Annotated in this window: 16 protein-coding genes and 1 pseudogene; 1 reads left to right on the top strand and 16 read right to left on the bottom strand. The window is 40.2% G+C overall.

What is annotated here, in order from left to right; genetic code table 11:
- Positions 1 to 16 precede the first annotated feature (16 nt).
- From MLE14_RS15890 to MLE14_RS15865, 7 genes and pseudogenes are all read right to left on the bottom strand, one after another.
- Complete coding sequence (locus tag MLE14_RS15890; RefSeq protein ID WP_243299398.1) at positions 17 to 1,939, bottom strand: S-layer homology domain-containing protein; 1,923 nt, start codon at positions 1,937 to 1,939, stop codon at positions 17 to 19.
- A 226-nt stretch (positions 1,940 to 2,165) separates the two neighbouring features.
- A complete protein-coding gene (locus MLE14_RS15885) occupies positions 2,166 to 5,681 on the bottom strand; it encodes a S8 family serine peptidase (RefSeq protein ID WP_243299397.1) in 3,516 nt (1,171 codons plus the stop codon).
- A 245-nt stretch (positions 5,682 to 5,926) separates the two neighbouring features.
- Positions 5,927 to 9,052, bottom strand: a complete 3,126-nt coding sequence (locus MLE14_RS15880) for an FIMAH domain-containing protein (protein WP_243299396.1) — start codon at positions 9,050 to 9,052, stop codon at positions 5,927 to 5,929.
- Between the two features lie 332 nt (positions 9,053 to 9,384).
- A complete protein-coding gene (locus MLE14_RS15875) occupies positions 9,385 to 10,191 on the bottom strand; it encodes a C40 family peptidase (RefSeq protein WP_390629023.1) in 807 nt (268 codons plus the stop codon).
- A pseudogene (locus MLE14_RS22765) lies at positions 10,179 to 10,263 on the bottom strand (NlpC/P60 family protein); the annotation flags it as partial. The gene MLE14_RS15875 and the pseudogene MLE14_RS22765, both read right to left, overlap by 13 nt.
- A 328-nt stretch (positions 10,264 to 10,591) precedes the next feature.
- A complete protein-coding gene (locus MLE14_RS15870; RefSeq protein ID WP_243299394.1) occupies positions 10,592 to 12,520 on the bottom strand; it encodes a S8 family peptidase in 1,929 nt (642 codons plus the stop codon).
- Positions 12,521 to 12,635: 115 nt separating this feature from the next.
- The gene (locus MLE14_RS15865) at positions 12,636 to 14,237 is read right to left on the bottom strand and encodes an N-acetylmuramoyl-L-alanine amidase (protein WP_243299393.1); all 1,602 of its coding nucleotides are present in this window, start codon (positions 14,235 to 14,237) and stop codon (positions 12,636 to 12,638) included.
- A gap of 263 nt (positions 14,238 to 14,500) precedes the next feature.
- Between MLE14_RS15865 and MLE14_RS15860 the strand changes: the two genes are divergently transcribed.
- Entirely contained in the window at positions 14,501 to 16,087 is a 1,587-nt protein-coding gene (locus tag MLE14_RS15860; RefSeq protein WP_243299407.1) for an alkaline phosphatase, read from the top strand.
- Positions 16,088 to 16,330: 243 nt separating this feature from the next.
- Here the strand turns inward: MLE14_RS15860 and MLE14_RS15855 are convergent, their stop codons facing one another.
- The 9 genes from MLE14_RS15855 to lpdA form a co-directional block, all read right to left on the bottom strand.
- Positions 16,331 to 16,702, bottom strand: coding sequence for a hypothetical protein (locus tag MLE14_RS15855; protein WP_243299392.1), 372 nt, complete (start codon positions 16,700 to 16,702; stop codon positions 16,331 to 16,333).
- Between the two features lie 1,161 nt (positions 16,703 to 17,863).
- Positions 17,864 to 18,208: a bh protein gene (locus tag MLE14_RS15850; protein WP_243299391.1), complete on the bottom strand. Its 345-nt coding sequence runs from the start codon at positions 18,206 to 18,208 to the stop codon at positions 17,864 to 17,866.
- A 184-nt stretch (positions 18,209 to 18,392) separates the two neighbouring features.
- Entirely contained in the window at positions 18,393 to 19,340 is a 948-nt protein-coding gene (locus MLE14_RS15845; protein ID WP_243299390.1) for a sugar-binding transcriptional regulator, read from the bottom strand.
- A gap of 248 nt (positions 19,341 to 19,588) precedes the next feature.
- Positions 19,589 to 19,873, bottom strand: coding sequence for a PTS sugar transporter subunit IIB (locus tag MLE14_RS15840; RefSeq protein ID WP_279326165.1), 285 nt, complete (start codon positions 19,871 to 19,873; stop codon positions 19,589 to 19,591).
- A 5-nt stretch (positions 19,874 to 19,878) separates the two neighbouring features.
- Positions 19,879 to 20,556, bottom strand: coding sequence for an L-ribulose-5-phosphate 4-epimerase (locus tag MLE14_RS15835; protein ID WP_243299389.1), 678 nt, complete (start codon positions 20,554 to 20,556; stop codon positions 19,879 to 19,881).
- Positions 20,557 to 20,589: 33 nt separating this feature from the next.
- Entirely contained in the window at positions 20,590 to 21,948 is a 1,359-nt protein-coding gene (locus MLE14_RS15830) for a PTS galactitol transporter subunit IIC (RefSeq protein WP_243299388.1), read from the bottom strand.
- A gap of 154 nt (positions 21,949 to 22,102) precedes the next feature.
- Entirely contained in the window at positions 22,103 to 22,558 is a 456-nt protein-coding gene (locus MLE14_RS15825; RefSeq protein ID WP_243299387.1) for a PTS sugar transporter subunit IIA, read from the bottom strand.
- An 11-nt stretch (positions 22,559 to 22,569) separates the two neighbouring features.
- A complete protein-coding gene (locus tag MLE14_RS15820) occupies positions 22,570 to 24,612 on the bottom strand; it encodes a BglG family transcription antiterminator (protein ID WP_243299386.1) in 2,043 nt (680 codons plus the stop codon).
- A 183-nt stretch (positions 24,613 to 24,795) separates the two neighbouring features.
- Positions 24,796 to 26,184, bottom strand: a complete 1,389-nt coding sequence (gene lpdA / locus MLE14_RS15815; protein ID WP_243299385.1) for a dihydrolipoyl dehydrogenase — start codon at positions 26,182 to 26,184, stop codon at positions 24,796 to 24,798.
- Between the last annotated feature and the right edge of the window lie 11 nt (positions 26,185 to 26,195).

Here is a 26,195-nt window from a genome sequence, read left to right as displayed (position 1 = left end):
TCTAAGGGATTTTTCATTACTGATTAACCGTATTGAGCTTATTGACATAAATTGAATACACGTAGGCCTCTTTTGTATCAAGCTTATCGGAAATGATTTTATACCAGACAGATCCATCTGGCTGAGTAACAGATTCCAAAATCACAACTGGATAGCCTGGTTTATCATAGGTGAAAACAATTGAAGATGAAGTTGTAGGTTGAGTCCTGATATTCAATCCATTTGTATTCGTCATTCCAATTTCATATTTTCCTAGTTCTTTACCGCCCAGAGCCTTGTCGATGCCGTACATGTGACGTGCGACCTTTAAGCCCCAGTATGGATCAGAGGCATAGCGGACGTTGACACCTACTGTTTTGTTTCCGGCAACCGCTCCGTTATCATAGGAAACATTAGGACTCACATATCGTGAGTTCATATAATTTTGTGCTAATGCAATAATACAATCTTCTACACTATCAAAATATTTAGCTCGATTTGGATCACTATCAAACGCTTCAATTCCGAATAAGTTATTTCTTTCAATAGCGTACGCGCTTGTACCGTATCTGCTTTCATGACCAGCCAAGGCTAATATAAACATAGCGTTAATTCGATATTGTTGTTCCACTTGCTTTAGGAAAGCACCCTTGCCCGTGAGTAATCCATTTTGGACTCCTAGCTCTTGGTACTTTTGAGCAATGAATCGATCTAATTCTTCTGCAGTATAGCTTGTGGCTGTTCTGATCGGCAGGTACTGGAAGTAATTGTAGGCTGTTCCTACCTTTGTTCCATTTTCTGCATAAAAGTCGTGCCCATTCCAGCTGTAATATTTCTTGCCTGTTCCTAAAAAGTCAGGAGCTGGACCAACCGCATATCCAGTATGATATGCATTGGCAGAATAGCTATATTCAAGATGAATTAAATCGCCAGAGGCATCTACCTGATAATAAGATCTATTCGTTTTTTGCTGAGCAGGAACAAGCTTTACTGCTGAATGTTTGACATATCCTACTGAATCAGCAACACGAACCTTAACATACTGATCATTCGATTCAATATATTCTAATTCTCTATACAGTTCTACACCGAACATAATATTCGCATTTGTAAAAACTGGCTGAGAATAAAAAATAGCTTGGTTATCAGGATTTGGCTGAGTAATGGCAATACCTGATGGCATTTTTACAATTTTTTCTCCCAGCGAAATAACCTGTGCAGCAGGAGAAGATACAGCTGCTGCAGCTGCATTATATGTACTGTAAGATTGGGACCCGTAGGAGATGGTTCCATCAGAGTTAATGGTACCAACCTTATAGACTTCTGGAGCAGTACCGCCTTGTTGCTCCTCATATTTCCTGATTAATCTGGAGATAAAAGCCGCTGCTTCTGCTCTAGTTGCATTTTGCTTTGGTTTAAAGGTATTATCGTCAAAGCCTCTAATAATCTCTAAATGCACATTATGCATGATGGCTAACGCAAAAGTAGATGACTGAATTTGATCATTATCTGTAAATGGCAGCGGAGCTTCTTCTACTTCCATTTGTAAGTATGCTAATGCCTTATCAATCATAACTGCCATTTGTTCGCGTGTAATCAAATCATTCGGTCTAAATTTACCGTCACTTCCGCCTTGAACAAGCCCTGCTGCTGCAGCTGCATTAATACCTGCGGCTAATGAAGAACTTGGGCTTACATCAGGAAACTTATGCTCCCCTGCTGGTAAGTTCAATGCTCTATAAACATAGTTTGCAAATTCAGCTCTTGTAATGGTTTGATTTGGCTTGTAAATATTATTTCCATAGCCCGCAAGAACGCCTAACTCAATCAGATGACGCATTTCGGTTTCTAAACGATGGCCAGTAATGTCATCTTCCGCTGCCATTGCTTGTTTAGTAGGTAAAGAGAAAAGGCTCAAAACCAACATAAATGTGGCAATAGCCGCTAACGCTTTCTTCAAACTTTTCAACCCCCTGTGTCGAATCATTAGATTTTTTGTAAAACTATCTCTACTATTCTACCAAACTTAACCTGTAAAACTAAATAGTCTTTTAGATGGTTATTTTTTGAAATTCATATTTTATTTGGAAACAAGGGGACGGTTCTTCTGTTTCGCGAAACAGAAGAACCGTCCCCTTGTTTCATCAAATAAGAAGCGGCCTATAAAGGCCGCTTCTTACGCTAATTTAATTAGTGAAATAGACATTTAATTCATAAGGTGTTAGGGCTGCGTTGTTGTTGGCGTCTCTTACTTTTACATGGTAGGTTCCTGGTTTCAAAGATAAGAAGAAGACTTCGTCATCTCCCCAAGCGTATTCATCGGCTGAGTGAATAAGCTTTCCGTTCTGGTACACTTCTACAACAGAATCTACTTCGTATGAGGCACTTAGTCTGAACTTTACTGTCGAAGAATGAGGAACCACAACTTTATACCAATCTGCATCCCCGTTTTTAACTCCTGCATTTAAATAGCCTTTTGCAGTATAAAGTCTTGAAGTTGTTTTCTTAAGAGCAAGCGGCTTTGAAGGTACATTGCCTTTTACCACTGAACCAGCATCTTCATCTTTTCGATTTTGCTCTTGAAGTTTAAATTCGTATGGCCAGAGTGTAAATGAGTTTGGTCCATCCGCATAACCCTCTAATAGGACAAAATAGTTTCTCCCTTTTTTCGCTGCAATAGAACCAGAAGTTATTCCATCGGTACTGGCCGAATCAATGTACTGAGCCTTTGCCCATTCATCTTCATCTAATGTTCTATTATTATTTGTATCTTCTATAAATGTTACAAAGCTATAGAACGGAGAAACCAGTTCTTCAGGCAATTTCTTCAACGTATCACTTAATGTACCTCGCTTCATGGTGACTCCATAAAGTGCATCCTTGGTCGATTTGTAATAGAATACATCTCTGTCACTGGTTGTTCCGAAATTTCCTTTAACCGTTGTACCAGGAAGATCCTTTACCTTCGTTGTTTCATTATTATCTTCATATTGATCTTCATGATTTTCTAGTAGCACCTTTGATGTAAATGCATACGGGTTAAATGAAATTCCTGTACCTTCATAGTAATTTTCATTTAATTTCAATACATATTTCTTTCCTTTACGAAGAGCAGTATTCAGATCTTTCTTTACTCCCACTCCGTAAGAATCCCACGAGATATTGCTTCCCAGCCAGTTTAAATACCGATGTTCTACACCATCTGGCGTTTTTTCTGTAGCAATCTCATAAATTTCCATCATTGGATAGGATTCAGGTGAACTGATTAATCCAAATTGATATACTCCGGTTACCGGTGCCTCAAAGGCGAACCAATCCTCATCACCCATCAATTGCAGATAGCCTGACGCCTCTGTCCCAAATTCATATGGTAACGCCGCATTTTCGATTTGTGTGACATAATCCTCTTCTGGGGAGTAATAAGAATCTACTACTGCTGCGATTGAAGCCTTTTGAGATTCTAAAGCAGCTTGCTCTTCAGCGATTTCCTCAGGCATCATTTCAAACGGAAAACCGTCTTCATCAGGCGGTAATACCTTACCTTGTATATCCAAATAATAAGGAATTAATGAAAAATCTTGCTCCTTTTCTTCAGTCCCCATACTTGGATCTAAATAGTAGTCGTACATACCAAAGTAGTTTGAGTTGTTGTTCGTTACCTTAATAATGTACGTTTGGCCCGGCATTGCTTCAAAAGTTAAAACTTCGCCTTCACTGTACCCTTTATTATTAGCAACCATAAATGGATAAACTGGAGGCTCCTCTGGTTTGCCTTCAGGTTGTTCAGCTTCTGCCTTTTCAGTTTCTGGCATTCCATTTATATCTTCCATCATGAATTGATCCGCAAAGTAGGCTTCTATGGCTGAGTTAACCCCAGGAACTCCGCTTAGTTCAACGCGAATGACTTGTTGCTCATCTACTTGAATTTTGTAATAGTCTTCCGCTGGTTCTTTAAAATCTGGGGATACAAAAGTATCTTCTCCACTATACGGCAATGATTCAATCACAACAGGCTCTGCAATAGTTGAGACTGTTTCAGGAATTTCACTTGTAACTTCAACATCTAATGCGTAATGGGAGCGTTTTTGACCAGAGTCATCATAATTCCCATTTGCATCCACTACAGCTACAGCTACAGTTCCAGAGAATGGTACCTTTATTAGCTTTCCTTCAGCTTGATTCTCTGCTGCCATGTTTACTTCATATTCAACCGAATCTTTTTCCCCGAAAACATGAACATTTAAGGCATAGTCGTAATTAGCTGAACCAGACAGCTTTAATTGAATGTATTCCCCTTCTGCAGCTTTAAACTGATACCATTTTTGCTCATACGGCTTAACAAAGTTGCCTTCATGGGTCTTTTTCGTTTTTGGATCAATCTTAACTGCGCGTTTTAAGATTTCTTCCTTACCAAAGTTTGAATAAGATAAAGCTGGAATTTTTTTGGTATCAAATTGCAGGGCAGCGACTGGATTAACGAGTCCATTCGCATATTTGACATCAAAGCCTTTATCTCCTAAATCTGTTGCTGTTTTTTCTAAAATATATTCTACTTGTAATGGTGTTAAATTAGGGTATTTCGATAAAAGTAATGACGCTACCCCTGCTACAACTGGAGAGGCCATGGATGTCCCGTCCAGCTTCGCGTATGTAGATCCTTTTTCGTAATCGTAAAGCGGGGCATAAACAGCTTCTCCCGGTGCCACCAAATCAACAGATGGGCCGTACGAAGAAAATTCAGCCAGTTCTTTTTTGTCATTGATTGCTCCTACAGAGATAACTCCCTCATAGGCAGCAGGATAGCTCTTTACGTCATCTCCAAAGTTTCCTGCAGCTGCAACAACGACTACATTCTTCTTAGCAGCTTGTTTTAGAGCGTCTTCAATAAGTGGTGATTCCATAGTAGATCCTAAACTCATATTAATAACTTTGGCACCACTTTTGACTGCCTGTAAAATTCCTTCAGCAATATCATAGTCTGTTGCACCCCATTGACGGTTAAAAACGTCAATTGGAATGATTTCAACATTTGGATTGATCCCATATCCGCCAGCCCCATTTCCTTTTTCAGCCCCAATGATACCTGCAACATGTGTACCATGGAAATCGGCCCAAGGCTGGTTTAGAGGTTCAACCATGTTATAGCCGGCGCCCAGCTTATTTTTAAGTTCCGGATGGTCTTTATCTATCCCTTGGTCGATAACAGCAACCTTTACTTTATTTTTTCCGGCTAAGCTATGTGCTTTTGCAATTTGCAGCATGTTTAAATGGTATTGGTCAGCTGCTTTCGGATCGGCATTGGCTGCAAATGGAGTAAAATAAACGCTTGGTTTTACGGAAATTACATTGTCATAGCTTAAATATTGATTAATGACCCGATCCAATTGGTCTTTGTTTTGAACCCGTACAACCGCATATTGCAATTCTTTTATGTTCTGAACCATAGTTGCTTTCGCTTTTTGGTTCTGACTTGATGTGAGCGGTGAAGTATATTTGATTATAAGAGTATCTGCACTTATGGTTGGTTTTTCTGTTTTATTATTTTGTGTTTGTTTTAATAATGGATTTTTTTCTACAACTGAGGAGATGTGTGCCTTATAGGCTTCTTCTCCTGTCGTCTGTGCGCTTGCTCCGGCAGCTAACGTTGAAAAAACAAGCCCTGCCGCAAATGTAATGCTAAGTGCTTTCTTTGTTTTTCGCATATGATCCCCCTTACAATTTTTTCGTAAAACTACTTCTTTTGATAGAATAAAAAATCAATAAAAGCTCCCACCTCCCAAAAATTTAACTAAAATATATGACTTTATAATATATGAAAAAGTTTCATTATCAGTAAAATTTTTCTAAAATTTCGTATGACAAATTCGGACAAGTTTTTGAAACAAGGTGAAACAAGGGACGGTTCTTCTGTTTCACCGAAACAGAAGAACCGTCCCTTTGTTTTAATCTATTTATTGTTGTCACGAAAAGAATCTTCAATAGCTTTTGCATTGTTTGTTAACAAGGTTTTGATCTCTTCATTTTCATTGCTGTTTTCCAGAAGCTTGACAAAGTCTTGCAACTGTTTGATAGCTTGGCTTATGTCGCCATTTTCAAATTGATGTTGAGCTTGTTTTAATTGGTTTACTAATTGCTGAGATGTTGATGCTTCTATATTTCCTGCAGCTTCCAACTCTTCAATCTGAGTTATCAGGGATGAGGTTGTAACTTCAACGGTTACTGTGAGTGTATTGGATTGAATGGTTTCTCCGTTATAAGTTACTTTTGCAAGGATTTCGGTACTGCCGGCATTTTTTGCAATAAGCTTTCCACTTACAATATCGGCAGCCTGTGAATTAGAATTAATCCATTCTATCTCGGCACCTGCTAAATCAGCCGTTTTTCCATTTACAAGGGTTACTGTCAGTTCTAGATTCGTTTCAGTTCCTTGAATAACGGTATTATTTTCGATAGAAACATTTGCGTTTTCCATTGGAACTGGTAATTTAAATAAATTTTCTCCAATCGCATAATAAATGTTACCCTCACTATCAAGGTCCATTAAATTAACGGTATCGCCTATGAGTTGCTGGCTCATCATCGTTTCGGGATCAATCACGGTCAGCCTTCTGCCAACAGTGGTGTATAATAAGCCTTCGTCACTCCATCTCATAAAGAATGGACGCCATTGGCTTCCCCTTTGAACACCCGGATAGAGTTCAGCAGATTTCAGGATTTCTTTCGTTTCAGGGTTCATTGCAAAGACCACTGACGTGATGGTTCCATCCATATAGCCATATGCAATCCCCCAAAGATTTTGATCGGGACCGATTGATAATTCACCGATCATTTCCGGCTGAAAACTTTCGATTCCTAGGTCAAAGACTTCATATTGTTCTGTTGCGGCATCAAAAGCAAACATTTTCGCTGATTGTTCGGTCGGTTCAACCCCAAGTCCGCCAAAAATAGATGTTCCGCCATACACCATACCTTCCAAGTAAGCTAAGCCAATAATACTTTGGTCAGGCACTATATGGCGGATACTTTTCCATTCGTTCGTTTGAGAATCAAAGATGGTTAATGCTCCGCCAAGCCTGCCGTAATCCGGAATGGTGCCGATAAATAATTTATTTTCCCCTGATGTAAACGTAAACGGTCTGCTTTGTTCGTCCCCGATATCATAGACCATTTCCGGGTTGTTGCCTGGTCCTCCATTTGTATAATGGTACGGCTCATTCGGATCATACTTATATATAAGAGCTCCGCCATAGATTCCCATATACACCTTTCCATTTAGAAAACCGATACCTTCAATTTGATGAGGATTTCTTTCGTGTAAAATATATTTTTCAGCAGAAGCGTCAAACACACCCATTGATCCTTGATATCCGCCCATATAGACGTTATCATCTTCGCCTATTTCTAAACTCTGGATCGCAAGCCCCTGCATGTCAGCCTTTGGATAGCTCACTTCTAACGTATTGGTTTCTGGGTTATAAATGGAATACTCAATATGATGATGAAGAATCCCAAGAACTTTTGAGCCATCCTGATTCGTTATCCACTTGTAGTTTTTAACCTCTGAAGGCAGTTGGATGCGCGGTTCAACTGGCTGGGTTTCGTTCGTATCTAAGTCATAGGTCCATAATTCACCTGTATTTTTATTCCTGAAGTAAATCAGACTATTGTCATATGGAGAAGGTGATGAAATTAAACCATCAAATGTATTTTGATCCTGCCAGTTCATTTCTTTTAATACTTCACCAGTATTTACATCCATGATAATCATAGAGGTTCCATAGGCGACAAATAGCTGATTACCATATTCCCAAATATTCGAAACGGACGTTTCCTTACCCGTAATTGGCAGGGTAATTTCCCGCTTTTCCCCTGTTTCCCGGTTGATTTGATATAAATAGGCGGTAGTTCCGATACCGACATAAAGGTGTTCATCTGTTACACCCAATCCTCGTGCATATTGTTGTCCAGGGTGGATGGAACCTAGGTCTCTGAATTCATCCGCTTCGATATCGTATTCAAATACTTTCGCATTTGGATAAGTAGCTCCGTAAATTTTTCCGTCATTAGATGCTTCCAATTCCCAGACCCACTCATCAGAAGGGTTTTTGCCCACTTGCTCCAGTCTTTGTTCGCTTACAACATAACGGTATAAGATGCCATCATAGGTGCCGGAAAAATATACATTACCATCAGCTCCAATTGTGAATCCCCAAACCGCATCAATTCCAGGGACAGATTGTGAAAAAATGACTTCTCCCGTTTCGGCATCATTCGCATAAAACGTACCCGGTGAACCATTCGTCGCAAAATATAGCTCACCATCTCCAATTGCAGCACCTTGTATTTTCGCTGCTAAAGCGGCTGGGCCATAATTAATCGGTTTTCCAAATTCAAATGGCAGTTCCAACTGTTCCTTCAACGATAATGTAAAATCATCGTAATAGGCTGTACTAATCCCAGCTACTCCTGCATATAAGAATATTTTGGCAGACACCGCATCAGGTGGTGCTTTACCTTCGGTGATGACATCGATCCATTGATTAGTAGGTGAATTATATCCCCTTGGATAACTGCCCACTTCTTTTCCCGAGCTATTGTAATATTTTATGTAGACACTAATCCCGCCGGAATTGATATAGGCCTTACCCGAAACGGTGTAGACTTTATTAGGTTTAACTTGGATGGCTTCACTGTACAACCCGACTGATTTTCCACTTGATCCATCTGTGATTTTTACACTTTGTTCCCCTTCATAAACAATATCCTGGCTGAGAGAAATAGAGGTTCCTTCACCAGGCTGTGGCGGATAGAACTCCCAGTTTGGAATCATTCCGTCCACTGAAGCTTCTTCAAAGCCCGGATTCTGTAAGTCTAGTTGTACACCAGATGATTGTTCATCGGGTTGTGAAGCAGATTCATTCTCAAAATCGCCATTTTCTTCTTGAAGCTCAACCCACTGTGCATCCCCTGCTTGAGCAGCTGCAAATGATGGATCAATAGTCGGTAAGATTATTGAGAGAATGAGCAGTACCGAAACAACTTGAGAAAACTTACGCATGACATGGTTTCGCAAAATATTACATCCCCTTTTCATATTATTTGAGCTTGTGAAAAATTTGTCCCCCCTCTGCATTTCTATAAAAATAAGTTTCTTTTTTACGCGGAGGATATCCTTTGAACTTAGATTTATACTCCCAATAACGACACCAATCGAAACAATGTACAAAATTATGGGACCTTTAGATTATGGGAAACTGTAGAAAGATGGGGAAAGAGAGGAGATAAAATGGATGTGTCTCTAAACGGTCCAATTAAATGGTTATTTTTTGTGTGCAAAATTTTTGAGATAACAAAGGGACGGTTCTCCTGTTTGTTGGAAACAGGAGAACCGTCCCTATTATTTCATTAATATTTAACGTTATAGATAGCTGCTGAAAAATCAGCTCTTGTTGCTCTGTCATTAGCTCTAAATTTAGAACCGGTGAAGAGGGAAGTTTTATCAATACTTGATAGTTTCATAATTGAATTATACGCCCAATAATTTGCACCTACGTCGTTAAAGCCGATACTGGCTTTGGATACTTTATTCGATTCAATTTCAAAAGCACGGTCAATGATGACAGCCATTTGTGCTCTAGTCAGGTAAGCATTCGGCCTAAAAGTCCCATCAGGGAATCCGCTGATAATTCCCGTAGATTTAATGGCTGCAATATCTCGTGCAAAGCTTGTATTCGCATTTACATCTTTAAAAGAATTCAAGTTGGTAGCTTTTAGTCCAAGAACTCTATTTAGTATCGCAGCTGCCTGTCCGCGAGTTACAGGATCTTGTGGTTTAAATTCATTATTACTGAATCCGCTGATTATATTGTTTTTATATAGAGTCATGATAGCCGTGTATGCAGCATGATCTGCTGATAAGTCGATAAATCCGTCATATGTAACACTTGAAAGTCTTTTTGCGCCTGCATAGCGAGGTCCCCAGTATGAATTGCTGAGTGAGACAATTTGTACTCCTTTTGAAGAAGTTGCACTAATAAACTTATTGTCTCCTACGTAAATTCCCGCATGGGAAATACCCGGCTTGTATGTATTTTTAAAGAAAACGAGGTCGCCTGGCTTCAGCTTGCTTTTCTCAACGTATGTACCCTTCTCAAATTGCTCTGCTGAGGTTCTAGGGAGTTCGATGTCAAACTGATTAAAAACATAAAGGATAAAACCAGAACAATCAAAGCCGCTAGGTGTGTTACCTCCAAATCGATACGGAACACCTACAAACTCCTTAGCCGTGTTGACAACCTGTTCATTCGTCGGACTTCCGGAAGCATGGGCATTCATTCCTAGTAACATGAGAATGGATATTGTAAGAATTGTTAGTATGTATTTTCGTCGAAACATGTTGGCACCTCATTAATTTAGACAATTTATTTCGTTTTTCGATCTATTATGATATTCCAAGTTTACCAGATTTTTTCGACAATTTTCGTTACGATTCTATTACAAATAGATTACTAAGTTTTTAAATAGTAGGATTTTCGACTTACCAGTAACGCCTCGCATTCTGTCGAAAAAAAATGAGAGCTGCTTTATTTAAAAAAGCAACTCTCATTCCCTCTTATTCGTTATCTATAAATAGCGGATTTTGGGCTCTGGCAATAAATACTGAGAAAGTAGATCGTTTCATTGGTTCATATGGCTTAAATTCTCCATCTAAATAACCAGAAGTTATATTGGCATTGGCGATTTTATATATAGCTTCGTAACCTGAAACCCTTTGGTTTACATCAGGAAATGCAACAGGTGTCGCATCTTCTAATTGGTAAGCCTTTGCGATTAACATAGCCATTTCAGCCCGCGTTACTTCTTGGCCTGGTCTAAAGGTCCCATCTGGAAATCCAACGAGAATTCCTTTTTCATAGGCTGATTGAATATAACCTGAGGCAAAATTATTTATTCCTACATCAGAAAAATGAGTAGAACGTTTTTCGCCTTCAAGGCCAATAGCTCGTCCAATGATCGCAACTGCCATTGCTCTTGTAATTGCAGCATCTGGCTCCATGGTTGTTGTGGTGGTTCCTGCTAAAATACTATTTTCGTATAGATATACAATATGTGGAGCAAACCATTGATTCATGGAAAGATCACTAAATTTTGGTGCAGGTACATCTACTTTAACTGGTACGGTGACCTTACTTCCATCTGCATAATGAAAATTAAACAGATATTGATATTGGCCCGCTAGCACATAGTCCGTAAAGGTACCTTCCGCTAAACTTTTTACCGGTTTTGTACCTCTTGAAATCGAAACAGTTTGTACCAATTCATTAGCTGTAATTTCCATCTGAACTTTTCCATTCGCTACTGATGTCACAGCAACTTGGTTACCATCTGAATCGGTAAGCTCACTAAGTCCTTGCACTAATCCATACCCATATAAATTGTCTTTTCCGGCAACACCTAAATCCAAAGCATTTTGTTGAAGAAGCGTACGAAGTTCTGCATTGGTCTTAGCAGGTTCCTTTTCTTTATAAAGCGCAAGCATGCCTGTAACAAAAGGAGCAGCCATAGAAGTTCCGCTCATGACAGCATACCCATTACTTTGACTTCCATTAATTAAGACATCACTTGGAAATGTACTTAAGATTTCGTCTCCTGGAGCTGCAATTTCAATTTCATATCCTGTCGCTGAAGTTGAAACTCTCTTTAACTCTTCATCCACGCTGCTTACTGCAATCACGGTCGGATATTTAGCCGGATACATGACATTATTCTCAGTTCCTGCTGCTGTTCCATTATTTCCGCCTGAACCAACTAATAGAATTCCTTGCTGATAGGCCCGGTCAAGAATCCGCTGCAAGGCTGAATCATTCGCAGTAGTTGTAACACTTAAGTTAATAATGTCCATTTTGTTTTGAATCGCCCATTCAATTCCAGCAATGATTGTTGCTGTCGACCCATCTCCATTTTTATCTAAAGACTTAATGGCGTAAAGCTCAACATTAGGGGCAATACCCAATACTCCAATCTCATTATCTTGTGCAGCAATGATTCCAGCAATATGCGTACCATGGCCATTATTATCATCAAAACCAGCCGGACAACTTTCGGCAACACACACTCCGCCAGCGACTTTTAAATCAGGATGATCGGTATCAATCCCCGTGTCTAAAATCGCTACCTTTACGCCATTCCCAGTCAGGCCGGCATCAGCCATTTGCGGGGCATCAATTGGCTCATATCCCCAAGAAACGGTCTGTGGTGTCAGTGATGCCTGCACAGGTCTATTTTCGGTTACTGATAAAATGTTAGTTTGATTGTTTAATAGCGCAAGTTGGGTTGAATTCCCCTTAACTGCAACGGAATCAATGGATGAGTATGTATACATCGTTTCAAACCCTAGTTCATTTAAAACCTTTGCAGGAATGTCATCCTGAAATTGAATAATATATTCCTGCGGTTCTTCACTTTCTGCCATTCCAGTTCCGGTTACAGATACAAAGATGAGCAAGAATATCATCAAACGGAGTGAACCTTTTTTTAACATAATTTTCCCCTCATTGTTTAAAGTCTTGAACGCAAAAAGTATGGATCATGATTAAGATCGGAGCATGATTTAAAAAAGGAACTAGCTTTATACCAGTTCCTTTTTTTGTTGCTCATTAATGAAGTCTTTGAGATGGAGAACCATTCATTTGGGTATATAAGAATTCAATATCCAAACCTTCATAATGATAATAGTAATCTAGTATTCCAAAGAAAATTGCTTTTGCCGCTTTTTGCCTTTCTTCTGGCGAACTGATTTTTTGATAATCGCCGCTATTATCAATAAATCCAAGTTCGACTAATACGGCTGGCATCGTATTTTCACGCAGCACGTGAAAGTTACCATGTTTTACGCCACGATCATACAAACCCCACGCCTCAATTACCCGATTTTGAATATAGATGGCTAACGCTCTGCTTTCGGAGGAGTATGGGTTTGTGGAAGCAGTTCGATAATAGTACGTTTCTGTACCGTTAGCCTCACCGTTGTAGGCATTGGTATGAATACTTACAAATATATCCCCGCCCTGTTCTTTAGCAAAGCGAACTCTATCTTCTAATGAAAGGGAACGATCTGATTCTCGTGTTAACGATACTTGTAACGGTGTTTGTTGGATATATCCTTTTAATCTAGTTGCTACATCAAGAACTACATCTTTTTCATGAGTCCCAAAACCTGTTGCCCCTGGATCCGTGTAACCATGTCCCGGGTCTACAATGATAAGAGTTTCTTGTAAGATTTTGGTTATGTCGTCAACCGCTGTATTTGACAGATAATCTCCGTGGACAAAACCTGTTTTTCCTTCTGCCCAGGTAATATAATGCCATTCACCAATTTGATAGGCACTTCTAACCTCTCGCGGCTGCAATAGTGCAACTCTTGGGAATTTTACTCCCGGACCTGTTCTTACGTTTAAATCAGTTGCAGTGATAAACGCTGGTTGATCAAATGTCTCGTCTGGATTAATTCGTAAATCCGCTAAAATACTGCGAGCTAAAAACACAGAAAAGTCTGCTCGAATGATATGTAAGTTTTGGCCAAAAGTGCCATCCGGAAGCCCTTGAGCAATTCCTTTCTTCATAAGTAACGAGGCTGCTCCAGAAATACTGGTTGCTCCAAATTTTAAAGCCTTGTTGATCAAAAAGGCCATTTCCCCGCGAGTTACGGGCTGATCAGGCTTAAATGATCCATCTTTATAGCCGCTTATAATCCCTCTGTCGGCAGCTTCCTGAATATACCCGGAAGCAAAGTTTCCAGCCCCTACATCCGTAAACTCAGTTGCCCTCTTTGTCCCATTAAATGACAACATGCGTCCAATCATAGCAGCTGCTTCGCCACGGGTAACGTTTCGATCTGGGGAGAATTTAGTAGATGAAGTCCCGTAAATAATTCCGCCTGAGGCTAAATAATAGATTTCATCTTTTGCCCGGTGAGTAGTTCCCACATCCGTAAACTGATTCGTATTAATGGATGCTATGTATGTAAGCATGGCTTCATTTGGTAATTCAGTTTGGTAGGAAGTGCTTAACGTTTGAATGGACTGTTCCTCAGCGTCAGTTCCAATACTTTCTTCCGTTTGATCAACTGGTTGTGAGGGTTCTTGAGAAGCAGCGTCAGGATCTTCTCCCTCCATGCCATAGGCAAATCCTGATGCAATAGATCCTGATATTAATAGACAAAGGAGGCCTGCTGTCAAACTTTGCCGTACCCTGCGCATAATACATCTCCTTTCGACTTTTTTCTACATTCTATCATACTGGAAGCATTAACTGTATAATCCTATATAGCTATTTTTTTACTTTTTTGGTCAACTAGTTTAAAAACTTAGTAATGCCCATGTCTAATAGTATATAGGGAAATCATTCCAATTTCGAGTATAATTTACAATTTTTGATAAAATTTTTGAATAACCTAGTTTCTTCTTCCACACATTACAAATAGGAAAGTTTTTCTAAAAGGGAGGAAGACCATTTGAAGCAAGTGAAACTTCTATTTCTTTCAATAATCCTTATCTTCTTATATAACCAACCTACTTTTGCACAACAATCCCCTTACAAAAACGTCATCATGATGATTATGGACGGGACTAATTCAAGTGCGGTTACTCTGTCCCGTTGGTATAAAGGAAGCAGTCTTGCTCTTGACGAAATGGTTGCTGGCGGGGTTCGGACTTATTCTCTCCGTTCTGTGATTACCGATAGCGCAGCAGCAGCCACAGCCATCGCAACTGGGCATAAAACCATTGTTGATAAAATCGGGATGGTCCCGCTTTATGCCTCAGATGAAGCGGCCAAACCAAAGGATATTATTCCGAAGGCCTCTATTTTAGAAGCAGCTAAAAGAAATGGCTATGCAACAGGCCTAGTTGCAACCGCTCCCGTTCAGCATGCAACCCCTGCCGGATTCTCTGCCCATGTTTTACACCGTGAAATGTATACAGATATCGCCGAGCAGCAGGTGTATCAAGAGCTTGATGTTGTAATGGGCGGAGGGAAAGTCTCCCTCTTGCCCGGAGATGATGAAGACAGCCGTAACGATGGAGAAAATCTGCTTCATGTGTTAAAGAAGAAACATTATTCGTTGGCTGAAACAAATAAACAATTAGCCGCAGCTTCTGGCCAGAAGATCTGGGGTGCGTTTGCAAACAGGGCTATGGCATATGATATTGACCGGAAAACACTGGGGCTGAAACAGCCTTCACTTGCAGAAATGACCGAAAAAGCAATCCAGACCTTATCTCAACAGAAAAAAGGATTTTTCCTCATGGTCGAAGGCAGTAAAGTCGACTGGGCTGCCCATTTAAATGACCCCGTGGGGATGATCAGTGAGGTCCTTGCTTTTGATGAGGCAGTAAAAAAAGCACTGGATTTCGCAAAAGCAGACGGAAAGACACTTGTCATTGCCGTCGCCGATCACGGAAATAGCGGATTTTCAATCGGAGACTGGGGCACTGATACGGATTATGCAATTTCTCCTCCTGCCAAATTCATCAAACCATTGAAACAAGCGAAGCTTTCAGTCGAAGGCGCTGTTTCTTTTTTAAAAAAGGATCATTCCAATCTCATAGAGGTAGCATCCTATTACGGTCTCAAGGATTTGCAAAGGGAAGAACTTGACCTGCTTGAAGCTGCCAGGCATGAAAATGATGTGAAAGCTCTTCTTGCTCAATTTTTAGCAAAACGGGCACATATTGGATTTACAACTCATGGCCATACAGGTGAGGATGTTTTCCTTTATGCTTTCGGCCCGGGTAAACCAGCTGGTCTTTTAGACAACATAGACTTGGCTAAAGTTATGGCTGACTATTTGGAAGTAAATTTAGATGAAACAACAGATGCCCTCTTTGTCGATGCAGAACGCTGGTTTAAAGAAAAAGGCTATGAAACAAAGATTGAAGTAGAGAGTAAAAATAATGAGGTCTTTGTTGCAAGGAAGGATCGAGAAGAAATCAGGTATCCTAAAAATAAAAATATTAGAATTATAAATGGAAAGATTGAGACCCTGCCTGGAGTGAATGTGTTTAATGGCCGGAGGTTTTTTGTGGCTAGGCCTGGGGCAAATAATTAATTGAATTGGGGGAAGTTGGAAAAATCGCATCGTGTGGTATACCTTGTGTATGATGTTATGTGCCGCTCCTCGGCGGTTATGTGCCATTCCCCGGCGGTTATGTACCGTTCTTCGTCGGGTATGTGCCGTTCCTCGGCGGGTATGTGCCATTCCTCGCCGGGTATGTGCCACTTCGCGCCGGGTATGTGCCGTTCCCGGCGGGTATGTGCCGTTCCTCTTCGGGTATGTGCTACTTCTCGTCGTTTATGTGCCACTCCTCGCCGGGTATGTGCCACTTCGCGCCGGGTATGTGCCACTTCGCGCCGGGTATGTGCCGTTCCTCTTCGGGTATGTGCCACTCTCGGCGGGTATGTGCCGTTCCTCGGCGGGTATGTGCCACTTCCCCGTCGGGTATGTGCCGCTCCCCACGGGTATGTGCCACTTCTCGGCGGGTATGTGCCGTTCCTCGGCGGGTATGTGCCACTCCCCCACGGGTATGTGCCGTTCCTCGTCGGGTATGTGCCGTTCCTCGGCGGGTATGTGCCGATCCTCGTCGGGTATGTGCCGCTCTTCGTCGGGTATGTGCCGCTCCCGTCGGGTATGTGCCGTTCCCGGCGGGTATGTCCCGTTCCTCATCGGTTATGTGCCATTCCCCGTCGGGTATGTGCCATTCCCCGTCGGGTATGTGCCATTCCCCGTCGGGTATGTGCCGTTCCCGGCGGGTATGTGCCATTCCCCGTCGGGTATGTGCCGTTCCCGTCGGGTATGTGCCGCTCCCCACGGGTATGTGCCATTCCTCGCCGGGTATGTGCCACTTCGCGCCGGGTATGTGCCGTTCCCGGCGGGTATGTGCCGTTCCTCGGCGGGTATGTGCCGTTCCTCATCGGTTATGTGCCATTCCCCGTCGGGTATGTGCCACTTCTCGTCGGGTATGTGCCACTTCGCGCCGGGTATGTGCCACTTCGCGCCGGGTATGTGCCACTTCGCGGCGGGTATGTGCCGTTCCTCGTCGGGTATGTGCTGCTCTCGGGTATGTGCCGTTCCTCGGCGGGTATGTGCCGTTCCTCGGCGGGTATGTGCCACTTCCCCGTCGGGTATGTGCCGTTCCTCGTCGGGTATGTGCCGTTCCTCGTTGTTTATGTGCCATTCCCCGTCGGGTATGTGCCGTTCCCGGCGGGTATGTGCCGTTCCTCGGCGGGTATGTGCCGTTCCTCGGCGGGTATGTGCCACTTCTCGTCGGGTATGTGCCGTTCCCGGCGGGTATGTGCCGTTCCTCGGCGGGTATGTGCCGCTCTTCGTCGGGTATGTGCCGTTCCTCTTCGGGTATGTGCCACTCTCGACGGGTATGTGCCGTTCCCGGCGGGTATGTGCCGTTCCTCGGCGGGTATGTGCTGCTCTCGTCGGGTATGTGCCGTTCCCGTCGGGTATGTGCCGTTCCCGGCGGGTATGTGCCGCTCCCCGGCGGGTATGTGCCACTTCTCGCCGGGTATGTGCCGTGCCTCGTCGGGTATGTGCCGATCCTCGTCGGGTATGTGCCACTCCCCTACGGGTATGTGTCATTCCCCGACGGGTATGTGCCGCTCCCCACGGGTATGTGCCGTTCCCCGACGGTTATGCTCCATTCCCCGACGGGTATGTGCCGATCCCAACGGTTATGTGCCGCTCTCCGTCGTTTACGTGCCATTCCCAACAGTTATGTGCCGATCCTCATCGTTTAGGTATCCCACACGAATGACATTTCAAGGAAATGCATTCACCCATAAAAAAAGGGCATCATGCTTAATCGCAGATGACGCCCTACACACTTTTCTTTTTATTGCGGTATTGTTTAATAATTTTTCGTGACTCATTAAGGTCACGTATCAACCGATATGGTTTACTAGCGACACGAAATGGCAGTCTTGTGAGAAAATAGCTGAGATCTTCCTTATATTCTTTCGTGATTCGGGAAGGCTTTGTAAAAATACGCTCATATATTTCTTTATAAAATTCTTTCATGATATCGACTTGTATACTGACCGTGCGTTTACAATCATCGCAGCAAACACTCGTGATTTCATTATTAATATAGACTATGGTATGCGGTGTCTCGTCTTTACAGCGTAAACAATAAAGACTTGCCTCCATTTTTGTTTGTTTCATGACATTCACTCCTTACTAATATTCAAACTTGTAAAAGATTAAACTTACTATTTCAGTAAAACAGGAAAGTATTTCAACTTCGCTATTTTTTCCATTTGTAATAAGAAGTGACATTTGTAATTATTATATTATACACAAAACAGCGCAAAGACTCCACCGAAATTTTGGGCAATTCAGAAAAATTTTATAAGTTTAAAATGGCAGTTGCTGTGGGTTCATCGATAATAAGGACATCTAAGTAATTTCCTTTAAGCGCCCCTAGAATACTTTCTTTTTTGCCTATACCCTCGACGACTCCAATTACCGTTTTAATCTTTTTTAGTTCATCAAGGGTGATACCGATGACCTTTTCATTTATTTTATGATGAATGGGCTGGCCATTTGCGTCAATAAAACGTGAGGATATATCGCCTACAGCTCCAACTTTTCGAAACTCTTCGATATCTTTTTCCTTCAGATATCCTACCGCCTTTAATATTGAGTTTTCCTGATAGGGATTACCAATTCCAACTAGGGCGATATCAACTGTTTTGGCCTCATCCAAAACATCTTTCACGTCGGTCATATTTACTAAGCGATCTTTTAATTCTTCAGATTCAATCACGGCAGGAACATATAAATAGGAACAAGATCCATGCATTTTTTTGGCTAATTCATAGGCTAACTGATTAGCATGGATATCAACTTCCTGGCTGCCCATCCCTCCGACTAAAGGAACTATCTTTATTTTTTCATTTCTTTCATAAGGATATTCCTTAACAAATTGAGCTAATGTAGTTCCCCAGCTGATTCCAACTTTTTTTACATTCTTTAATTTTTTTGAAACATAGTGTGCAGCTGCTTGGCCAACAGCCTTTTTGCTTAACTCTGATGATGAGCTGGCTGTCGGTACCACAACTGCATCTTTTAAGTTAAATCTGTCACTTAGTTGCTTTTCAAGTTCTACTGTATGTAAGCTCTCATCTTTAATAAAGATTTCCACAATTCCATATTCCTTTGCCTTTTGAAGCTGCTTAGATATAATAGGTCTCGACACACCCACTTTTTTGGCAATCTGTTCCTGTGTCAGACCTTCAATATAGTATAAATTAGCCGTCTTCACTAATTGTCTTCTTTCTTCCCAGCTTAACATGGATTCACCTCGTGAGTTTATCTCTTTTTATTATAGCAATAATGAAAAGGTTCGAAAAAATAAAGTCTCACTATGTTAAGCCTAAAGCATTATTATAAAATAAGTCCACTAACCCTAAGTCCTTGTGGCTTCCCGCTTACTTTTTTAATGGGCATCTTAAAAATAGGTACATTATGATCCATCTTCTGTTCCCGCAAAAAAGCCTGCAGACACAAATGTTTAATTGTGGCTGCAAGCTCTTAGACTAGTTAAGCGAGAATTTGTTGTTTAATCTTTTCAAACATTTCCTCTTTACCGATTCCAGTTAACAGAGGTACGCCATCAATGACTTTGCTCTTAATATTTTCTGGTACAAGTGTTGTTGAAACCACAATATCATAATCATCAATTCGGCTTAGCTCTTCACTTATTTTTGACTGGTATAATTGCACTTGATTTTCTAAACCATTTTCCGCCAGCCATGTTTTCACTTTTCCAGTTACGACCGTTGATGTTGCAATACCTGTTCCACACATAATTAATAATTTTTTCATGATCTTCACCCTTTATTAAATAGTTTGGTTTTCTTTTCAGTTTGACCATATGATGTTTTATAAAAATGATTGCATTGTGCAATAATATCCTTGCTCAGAGGCATAATGTCTGGCTCATGCAAAGTGGCATAATGGGCATACTCTGCTGTCTCCTCTAATATGACAGCTGCCTTTAATGCTTGTTCCACATCTGTCCCCACTGTGAAAACTCCATGATTTCGGAGCAGCACTGCAGGTGATGTTCCAATAAGGTCCACAATTTGTTTCCCTATTTCTTCTTCGCCTATAGCTGCAAAATCCGAACATGGGACATAATCTTTAAACATATTGGCAGCGGTTGTTGTGTAGGATGGAATATCCTTGCCCCGAATCGCAAAACTAGTTGCAAATGGTGAATGAGTATGAACAACACTATGAATATCGTCTCGATTTCGATAGACATATAAATGACTCGCTGTGTCAACGGATGGTTTTAAATGACCTTCTATAATATTTCCATCCAAATCAACAACAACCATATCCTCTGGTTTTAATTCATCAAAATGAACGCCGCTTGGCTTAATAATCACTTTATTACTTTCTGGGTCCCGATAGCTCACATTGCCACTCGTCCATTTTACGAGATTCAACTCTTTTAATGACTTGTTGGCCTTACACACCAATTTCTTTAAATCCTCTAACATAGAGATTCACCTTCTATCTTAGATTTCTTATCTTTATAAATTCACACTATTATTTTCATCTAGCTTCGCTTCACGTTTTGGTTTGATTTTGTTCAAGTAGATTAATCCCCCAATAGCTACGAGACCAATTAAAGTAATACCTAGCCAACTAATAGCCTTTGCCAAACCAACAAAGATAAAAGTTGTCCATACAGCACCATCAACAAGTGCAGAAATACTTGTGTTTCCACCCATATCAAATTTGGCAGCTAAAGCTGCATCTGTAATTAAAGGAGCAGCCCAAGTAGCGATTAACAAACCTACTGCCATATATATGGTTCCAGCTACTACAGTACGTACAATGTTTCCTCTAAACACCGGTGTCATTAAACATACCAGGAAAGGAATTGTCGCTAAGTCACCGAACGGCAAAACTTTATTTCCTGGCAAAATGACAGCTAAAAACAAAGTGATCGGTACAATAATTAAGGACGCCGATAACACTGCCGGGTGACCTACAGATAAAGCACTGTCCATTCCAATATATAGGTCTCGGCCAGGCATTCTTTTCCTTACAAATTCACTTGCAGCTTCAGAAATCGGTGAAAGCCCTTCCATAAGCAGCGAGACCATTCTAGGCATTAACATCATGACAGCACCCGTTTGTACAGCAAGCTGTAAAATTTCTTGTACATTATAGCCGGCTAAGAATCCAATCACGATCCCAATTAAAACACCCATAACGGTTGAATCACCGAATATTCCGATTTTCTTTTGGATTGTTTCAGGATTAGCTTCTAATTTATTAAAGCCAGGAATCCGGTCAAACACCCAGTTTAGCGGTTTTGCTACAAGGTATGACGGTGCAGATGCCCCATGCGGAAACGTAATATTCCGAAATCCATAGAATTTACTAATATCGTTTGCAATTAAATCGCCCAAAAAGAAAATCACAATTAAATGAACAGCAATCGTATACAAGCCTAAAGCGAAGTTTCCTGTTAATGCGTATACAAGAGAGCCAGTAAATGCACAATGCCAATAATCCCAAATATCAACGTCCAACGTTCTAGTAAGACCTGCAATTAGCAGTACAATATTAATGCCAATACCTAATGGAATAGCTAAGCTTCCTAATGCTGTTCCATATGAGATAGCAGCAGCTGCTGGCCACCCCACATCAATAGTGCCTAATTGAAAGCCAAAATTGTCAACCATTGCTTTGGCTGCCGGTCCAAGGCTGCTTGTCAATAATCCGATTACAAGGTTCAACCCAACAAATCCGATTCCAACAGTTAAACCCGCTTTAAATGCTTTTCCTGGTTTTGTGCCTAGAACGATTCCAAAAATAAACAATAAGATTGGCAGCATAACACTTGCTCCAAGATCTACAAACCATTGTAAAACCGACATAGAATGTCCCCTCCTAATTTTTAAAACAAATTGAATAATTTCATGCTAAACAATCCCCTTTATCCTCACTCCCCTCAAAAACAGATACTTTTCCCCTAAAAAGCGATTATATTTAACCTGACAATTCAGTCCGATTAAGATCATTGAATAAGCGTTATTCCAAGCCAATTCTATTTAATAACTCATCAAAGTTTTGCTGATTCTGACAATGAGCAAATTCTGCTAGTAATTTTGGATCTTGAAAAATATCCATTAATTTCTGCAGCATGTTCAATTGATCTTCAGCTTTTTTTAATGCGAGCATAAAAATTAAAGAAACATCTACATCATTGGTGTGATTCCCCATTTGTTTAAATCTGACCGGATTTTTTAAAGAAGCAAAAGCAATTTGCGGGACTTTGACTTTATTAGCATCGGTATGGGGAATGGCAATACCGTATGGAATAGCAAAGAGTCCCGTTGGGAATGCCTTTTCTCTTTCTAAAATCCCTGTTTGGAATGAGGATTTTACCAGATCTGCTTCATATAATTTATTAGCCATCGTTTTTAAGGCCTCCATCTGATCAGCGACCTCTAGATTAAAAAAGGTTATTTTTCTATCAAAAAACATCTGCTTTCCTCCTAGCTTGCTTCATTTATAATTAACCATGCTTCAGACACATCCTTTGAATCTATAATTTTGGAGATTCTTTCCTCATCTTCCGCAAGCTCTACTAATTGTGAAAGTGCCTTTAAATGACGGTTTTGATTATAAATGGCTAATGGTGTGATAATGGAAACCTTATGCCCGTTCTTAAATGAGATTGGTTTTTTCAGGATAAGCATTGCAAAAGCATCTGCCAGCACTCCCTTTTCAGGAGATGCATGGGGAATGGCCATATTCTTCCCTAAGAAACTATATAAATGTTGACGATCATTTTCTTCTATTAAGGTGTTCACATACGATGGTTTAATGATGTTTCTTTCTAATAGCGGCTGACATGCCAGGATAATTGCTTCTTCCCAGGTGTCAACGCTTTCTTTTAATTGAATAAATTCATACGGTAAAAATTGCTTCAAACCATAGGGCACATTTTTTGCAATGTCTTTATTATCTTTTCTTTGAACCACTTGAAACAGTTTGGATAATGAGGTTAACAATGCAACCTCATCTGTTATGATTGCATGTTCCTTTATCGTCTCCACGAGTCTATTAATATTGATGTTTGTAAAACTTTTTTTATCTATCTTGTTAATGACCTGCCTTCTCAGTCCATCTTTTTCACTTATTGTCATCAGCGGATTTACTAAAAAAACAGGCTTTTTCGTCTGTACTGGAATGGTGCTAAAAACGATATCGTATTCTTGTTGATAACTTTGAAACTGTCTTAAGGAGAGGCTGTCAGCAAAATAAAATTCTGGAAATATTTCGTTAAGAGTATGAATCATTATTTTTGAAATCGAAAGACCATTAGAACAAACTACTATTGCACGTTTCTTCCTATTTAATTGCTCGCCTTGTTTGATCAGTTGACCCGCTATAAACATCGTTATAAAAGCAATCTCACTTGGAGGAAGTTTCTCACCAATTAAATTCTCGAGCGGATAAATGGAGGCCGCTACGATTTCATTCAATTCTCTATATTCTTCAATTATTTTTTCAGGAAAATGATTTTTTAATGTTAAATGATATTTAATCCTATAGTAGGCAGGACGCATATGAAGCATCAATTTTTCCAGGATTTCTTCTTTATCAGCAATAAAGATGCATGATTTTTGTTCAAAACAATTTATCATCTCTTTAATAGCAGACTTTAAATCTTGAATTATTTCGTCAGTTAATAGATCAGCGGAACGCACATTTGAAGTAAGAAGTTGAAGCGTAAGCCAAATCCTCTCTGTGACAGGCAAATCCTGACCTTCTTTCAATAACATCTCAGAAGCCGCATATTCTTCGGTATCTGCTAATTCATCCAGATAAATATTAAAATGTGCATTGAGGAGATTCCCTTGTTCAATTCTTTGAAAAATGAGTTCTATAATATAAGGAAGACTCTCATAGCTTTCATCAGTTAAGTGAATATTCAGATATTTTTCGATATGTTTTATTTTCTCCGTTGTTTCCGATATGTCTAATTGTAAAAATTTCTCGAAATACCTATAACCCTTATAAAAATTTAATACCGATTTTACAACTTCAATCAAAAGTCTGCGAATTTGTAATTCATCACCGACGATATTATAACCATCCTGGCGTGTATAAATAATGGAAAGAGAATATTGTTTTACCAATTCTTCAGCTTCTTTAATATCGCTAATCCCAGTATTTCTGCTCACATTTAAGAGATCGATAATATGAAAAAGGGAGATTGCCTCTTTTTTTCCAAGTAAATATAAAATGATTAATAGGGCTCTTTCCTTTTCAGTTGGTAAATATTCTTCTACATCGTCAGAGTCACCCTCTGAAAAATAATCAAAAACTTTTTTATCAATGATAAAGTAACCATTTTTACTTTTTGTAATTGGATCAAGCTGATTGGATTTCAGCCAGTCATTAATCTTTTCAATCGAGTATGTAATTTGTCTTCGGCTAAGTTGAAATTTATGTTCCAGTTCCTTATTTTTTATTTGGGGATTTTTGATCAGTTCCTGCAGCAAATTGACACTCCTGTCATCAAGGAACATAAGTAAAACCTCCTTATAGTTTGATTATAATAGGTGTTTTTGCGCTTTTGTAATCGTTTTCATTCCAATTTTTTTACGGCCTTAGTGTTCATTTTTGTTCAACATTGGACTCAAAAACCACTTTAATTGTTTAAAAAAGTGCTAGAACAATATCCTTTGTTCTAACACTTTTATAGATCTCTTTTATAACCTTTGTTTTAATCTATTTCTTGCACTCAACGCTGCCTCAAAAAATGTTTCTGAAACGGTTGGATGCGGGTGGATCATTTTTGCCGCTTCATCGATCGTACCTTCTAAAAACATAAAGGCAGAGGCTTCAGAAATCATTTCCGTTACATGTGGGCCAACCATAGTAACCCCAATGATTTCACCGTATTTTTCTTCATATACAATCTTTGTAAATCCTTCTGTTTCACCAAGAGCTAAAGCTTTGCCGCTGCCGACATAATCAAATTTTTCGGTTCGAACTGAAAAGCCTTTTTGGAGTGCTTCTGACTCAGTCATACCGACACTTGCGATTTCTGGCAGCGTATAAATACATCTTGGGACGACCTTGTAATCGATTTTGTCAGCTTCACCTGCAGCATTATTAGCTGCTACAATTCCTTCAGCACTCGCCACATGGGCTAACTGATAACCCCCGACAACATCTCCAACGGCATAGATATTTGGCAAACTTGTTTCCATTTGCTCGTTTACTTTGATAAATGGACCATTCATCTCCAATTGTATTTTTGTGACGGCTGATAGATTAGGCTTTCGTCCTACACAGATCAGGAGTGATTCTGCTTCAATAACCACTTCTTCCCCATCTTTAACGATACAGGTCACAGCATTTTTATCCTCAGCCTTATTCACTTTGTTAACCTTTGTGCTTACTAATATTTGTACACCTTTTTTCTTTAAAACTTTTTCAAGAAGCTTGGATGCCTCTATATCTTCATTTGGAACCAGTCGGTCAGACATTTCAATAATCGTCACTTTTGTATTCAAACTTGCGAAAATACAGGCAAACTCGACACCAATCACGCCCCCGCCAACAATAACAATGGACTCAGGGATCTGCAGAAGATCAAAGATGGAATCACTTGTATCAAATTGTACTTGATTTAATCCTGGAATCGGCGGAATAACCGGAACAGATCCTGTTGCCAAAATTACTTTTTCGGCTTGAAGCCATTCCTCTTTTTCTTCTTGAAGTACCTTGATTTGGTTGCCTGCTTCGAGAAATCCAAATCCGTTATATACATCAATCTTTCCTTTTTTCATTAAAAGGGCAATTCCATTCCGCAAACGTTGGATGACATCATCTTTACGCTTCTTCATTTTTTCAAATGAAAAAGTAAGTTCTCCAGTTTCTATTCCCCAAGATTTTGCTTTTACAATTGAATCAATAATTTCAGCATGTTTTAATAGTGTCTTAGAAGGAATGCAGCCCCGATTCAAACAGGTTCCGCCTAAATACTCAGCCTCCACTATGGCAACCTTTTTACCATGTTTTGCTGCTTGAATAGCTGCTGCATAGCCTCCGGGTCCACCGCCAATCACAGCGATATCATATGTTTTATTCATGTCCTCACCTC

Origin of the sequence: Bacillus litorisediminis (assembly GCF_022808645.1) — a bacterium.
Taxonomy (GTDB): Bacteria; Bacillota; Bacilli; order Bacillales; family JC228; genus Bacillus_BF; species Bacillus_BF litorisediminis.
The sequence above is the reverse complement of the archived record's forward strand: the minus strand, read 5'-3'. Positions and strand labels throughout refer to the sequence as shown.

Coding starts and splice junctions, on each gene's coding strand:
- MLE14_RS15885 (WP_243299397.1), bottom strand. CDS start 5,681: ATGCGAAAAACAAAGAAAGCACTTAGCATTACATTTGCGGCAGGGCTT.
- MLE14_RS15855 (WP_243299392.1), bottom strand. CDS start 16,702: ATGAGGAACGGGACATACCCGCCGGGAACGGCACATACCCGACGGGAG.
- MLE14_RS15825 (WP_243299387.1), bottom strand. CDS start 22,558: ATGTTTTTTGATAGAAAAATAACCTTTTTTAATCTAGAGGTCGCTGAT.
- MLE14_RS15870 (WP_243299394.1), bottom strand. CDS start 12,520: ATGTTAAAAAAAGGTTCACTCCGTTTGATGATATTCTTGCTCATCTTT.
- MLE14_RS15820 (WP_243299386.1), bottom strand. CDS start 24,612: ATGTTCCTTGATGACAGGAGTGTCAATTTGCTGCAGGAACTGATCAAA.
- MLE14_RS15835 (WP_243299389.1), bottom strand. CDS start 20,556: ATGTTAGAGGATTTAAAGAAATTGGTGTGTAAGGCCAACAAGTCATTA.
- MLE14_RS15830 (WP_243299388.1), bottom strand. CDS start 21,948: ATGTCGGTTTTACAATGGTTTGTAGATCTTGGAGCAAGTGTTATGCTG.
- MLE14_RS15840 (WP_279326165.1), bottom strand. CDS start 19,873: ATGAAAAAATTATTAATTATGTGTGGAACAGGTATTGCAACATCAACG.
- MLE14_RS15865 (WP_243299393.1), bottom strand. CDS start 14,237: ATGCGCAGGGTACGGCAAAGTTTGACAGCAGGCCTCCTTTGTCTATTA.
- lpdA (WP_243299385.1), bottom strand. CDS start 26,184: ATGAATAAAACATATGATATCGCTGTGATTGGCGGTGGACCCGGAGGC.
- MLE14_RS15845 (WP_243299390.1), bottom strand. CDS start 19,340: ATGTTAAGCTGGGAAGAAAGAAGACAATTAGTGAAGACGGCTAATTTA.
- MLE14_RS15850 (WP_243299391.1), bottom strand. CDS start 18,208: ATGAAACAAACAAAAATGGAGGCAAGTCTTTATTGTTTACGCTGTAAA.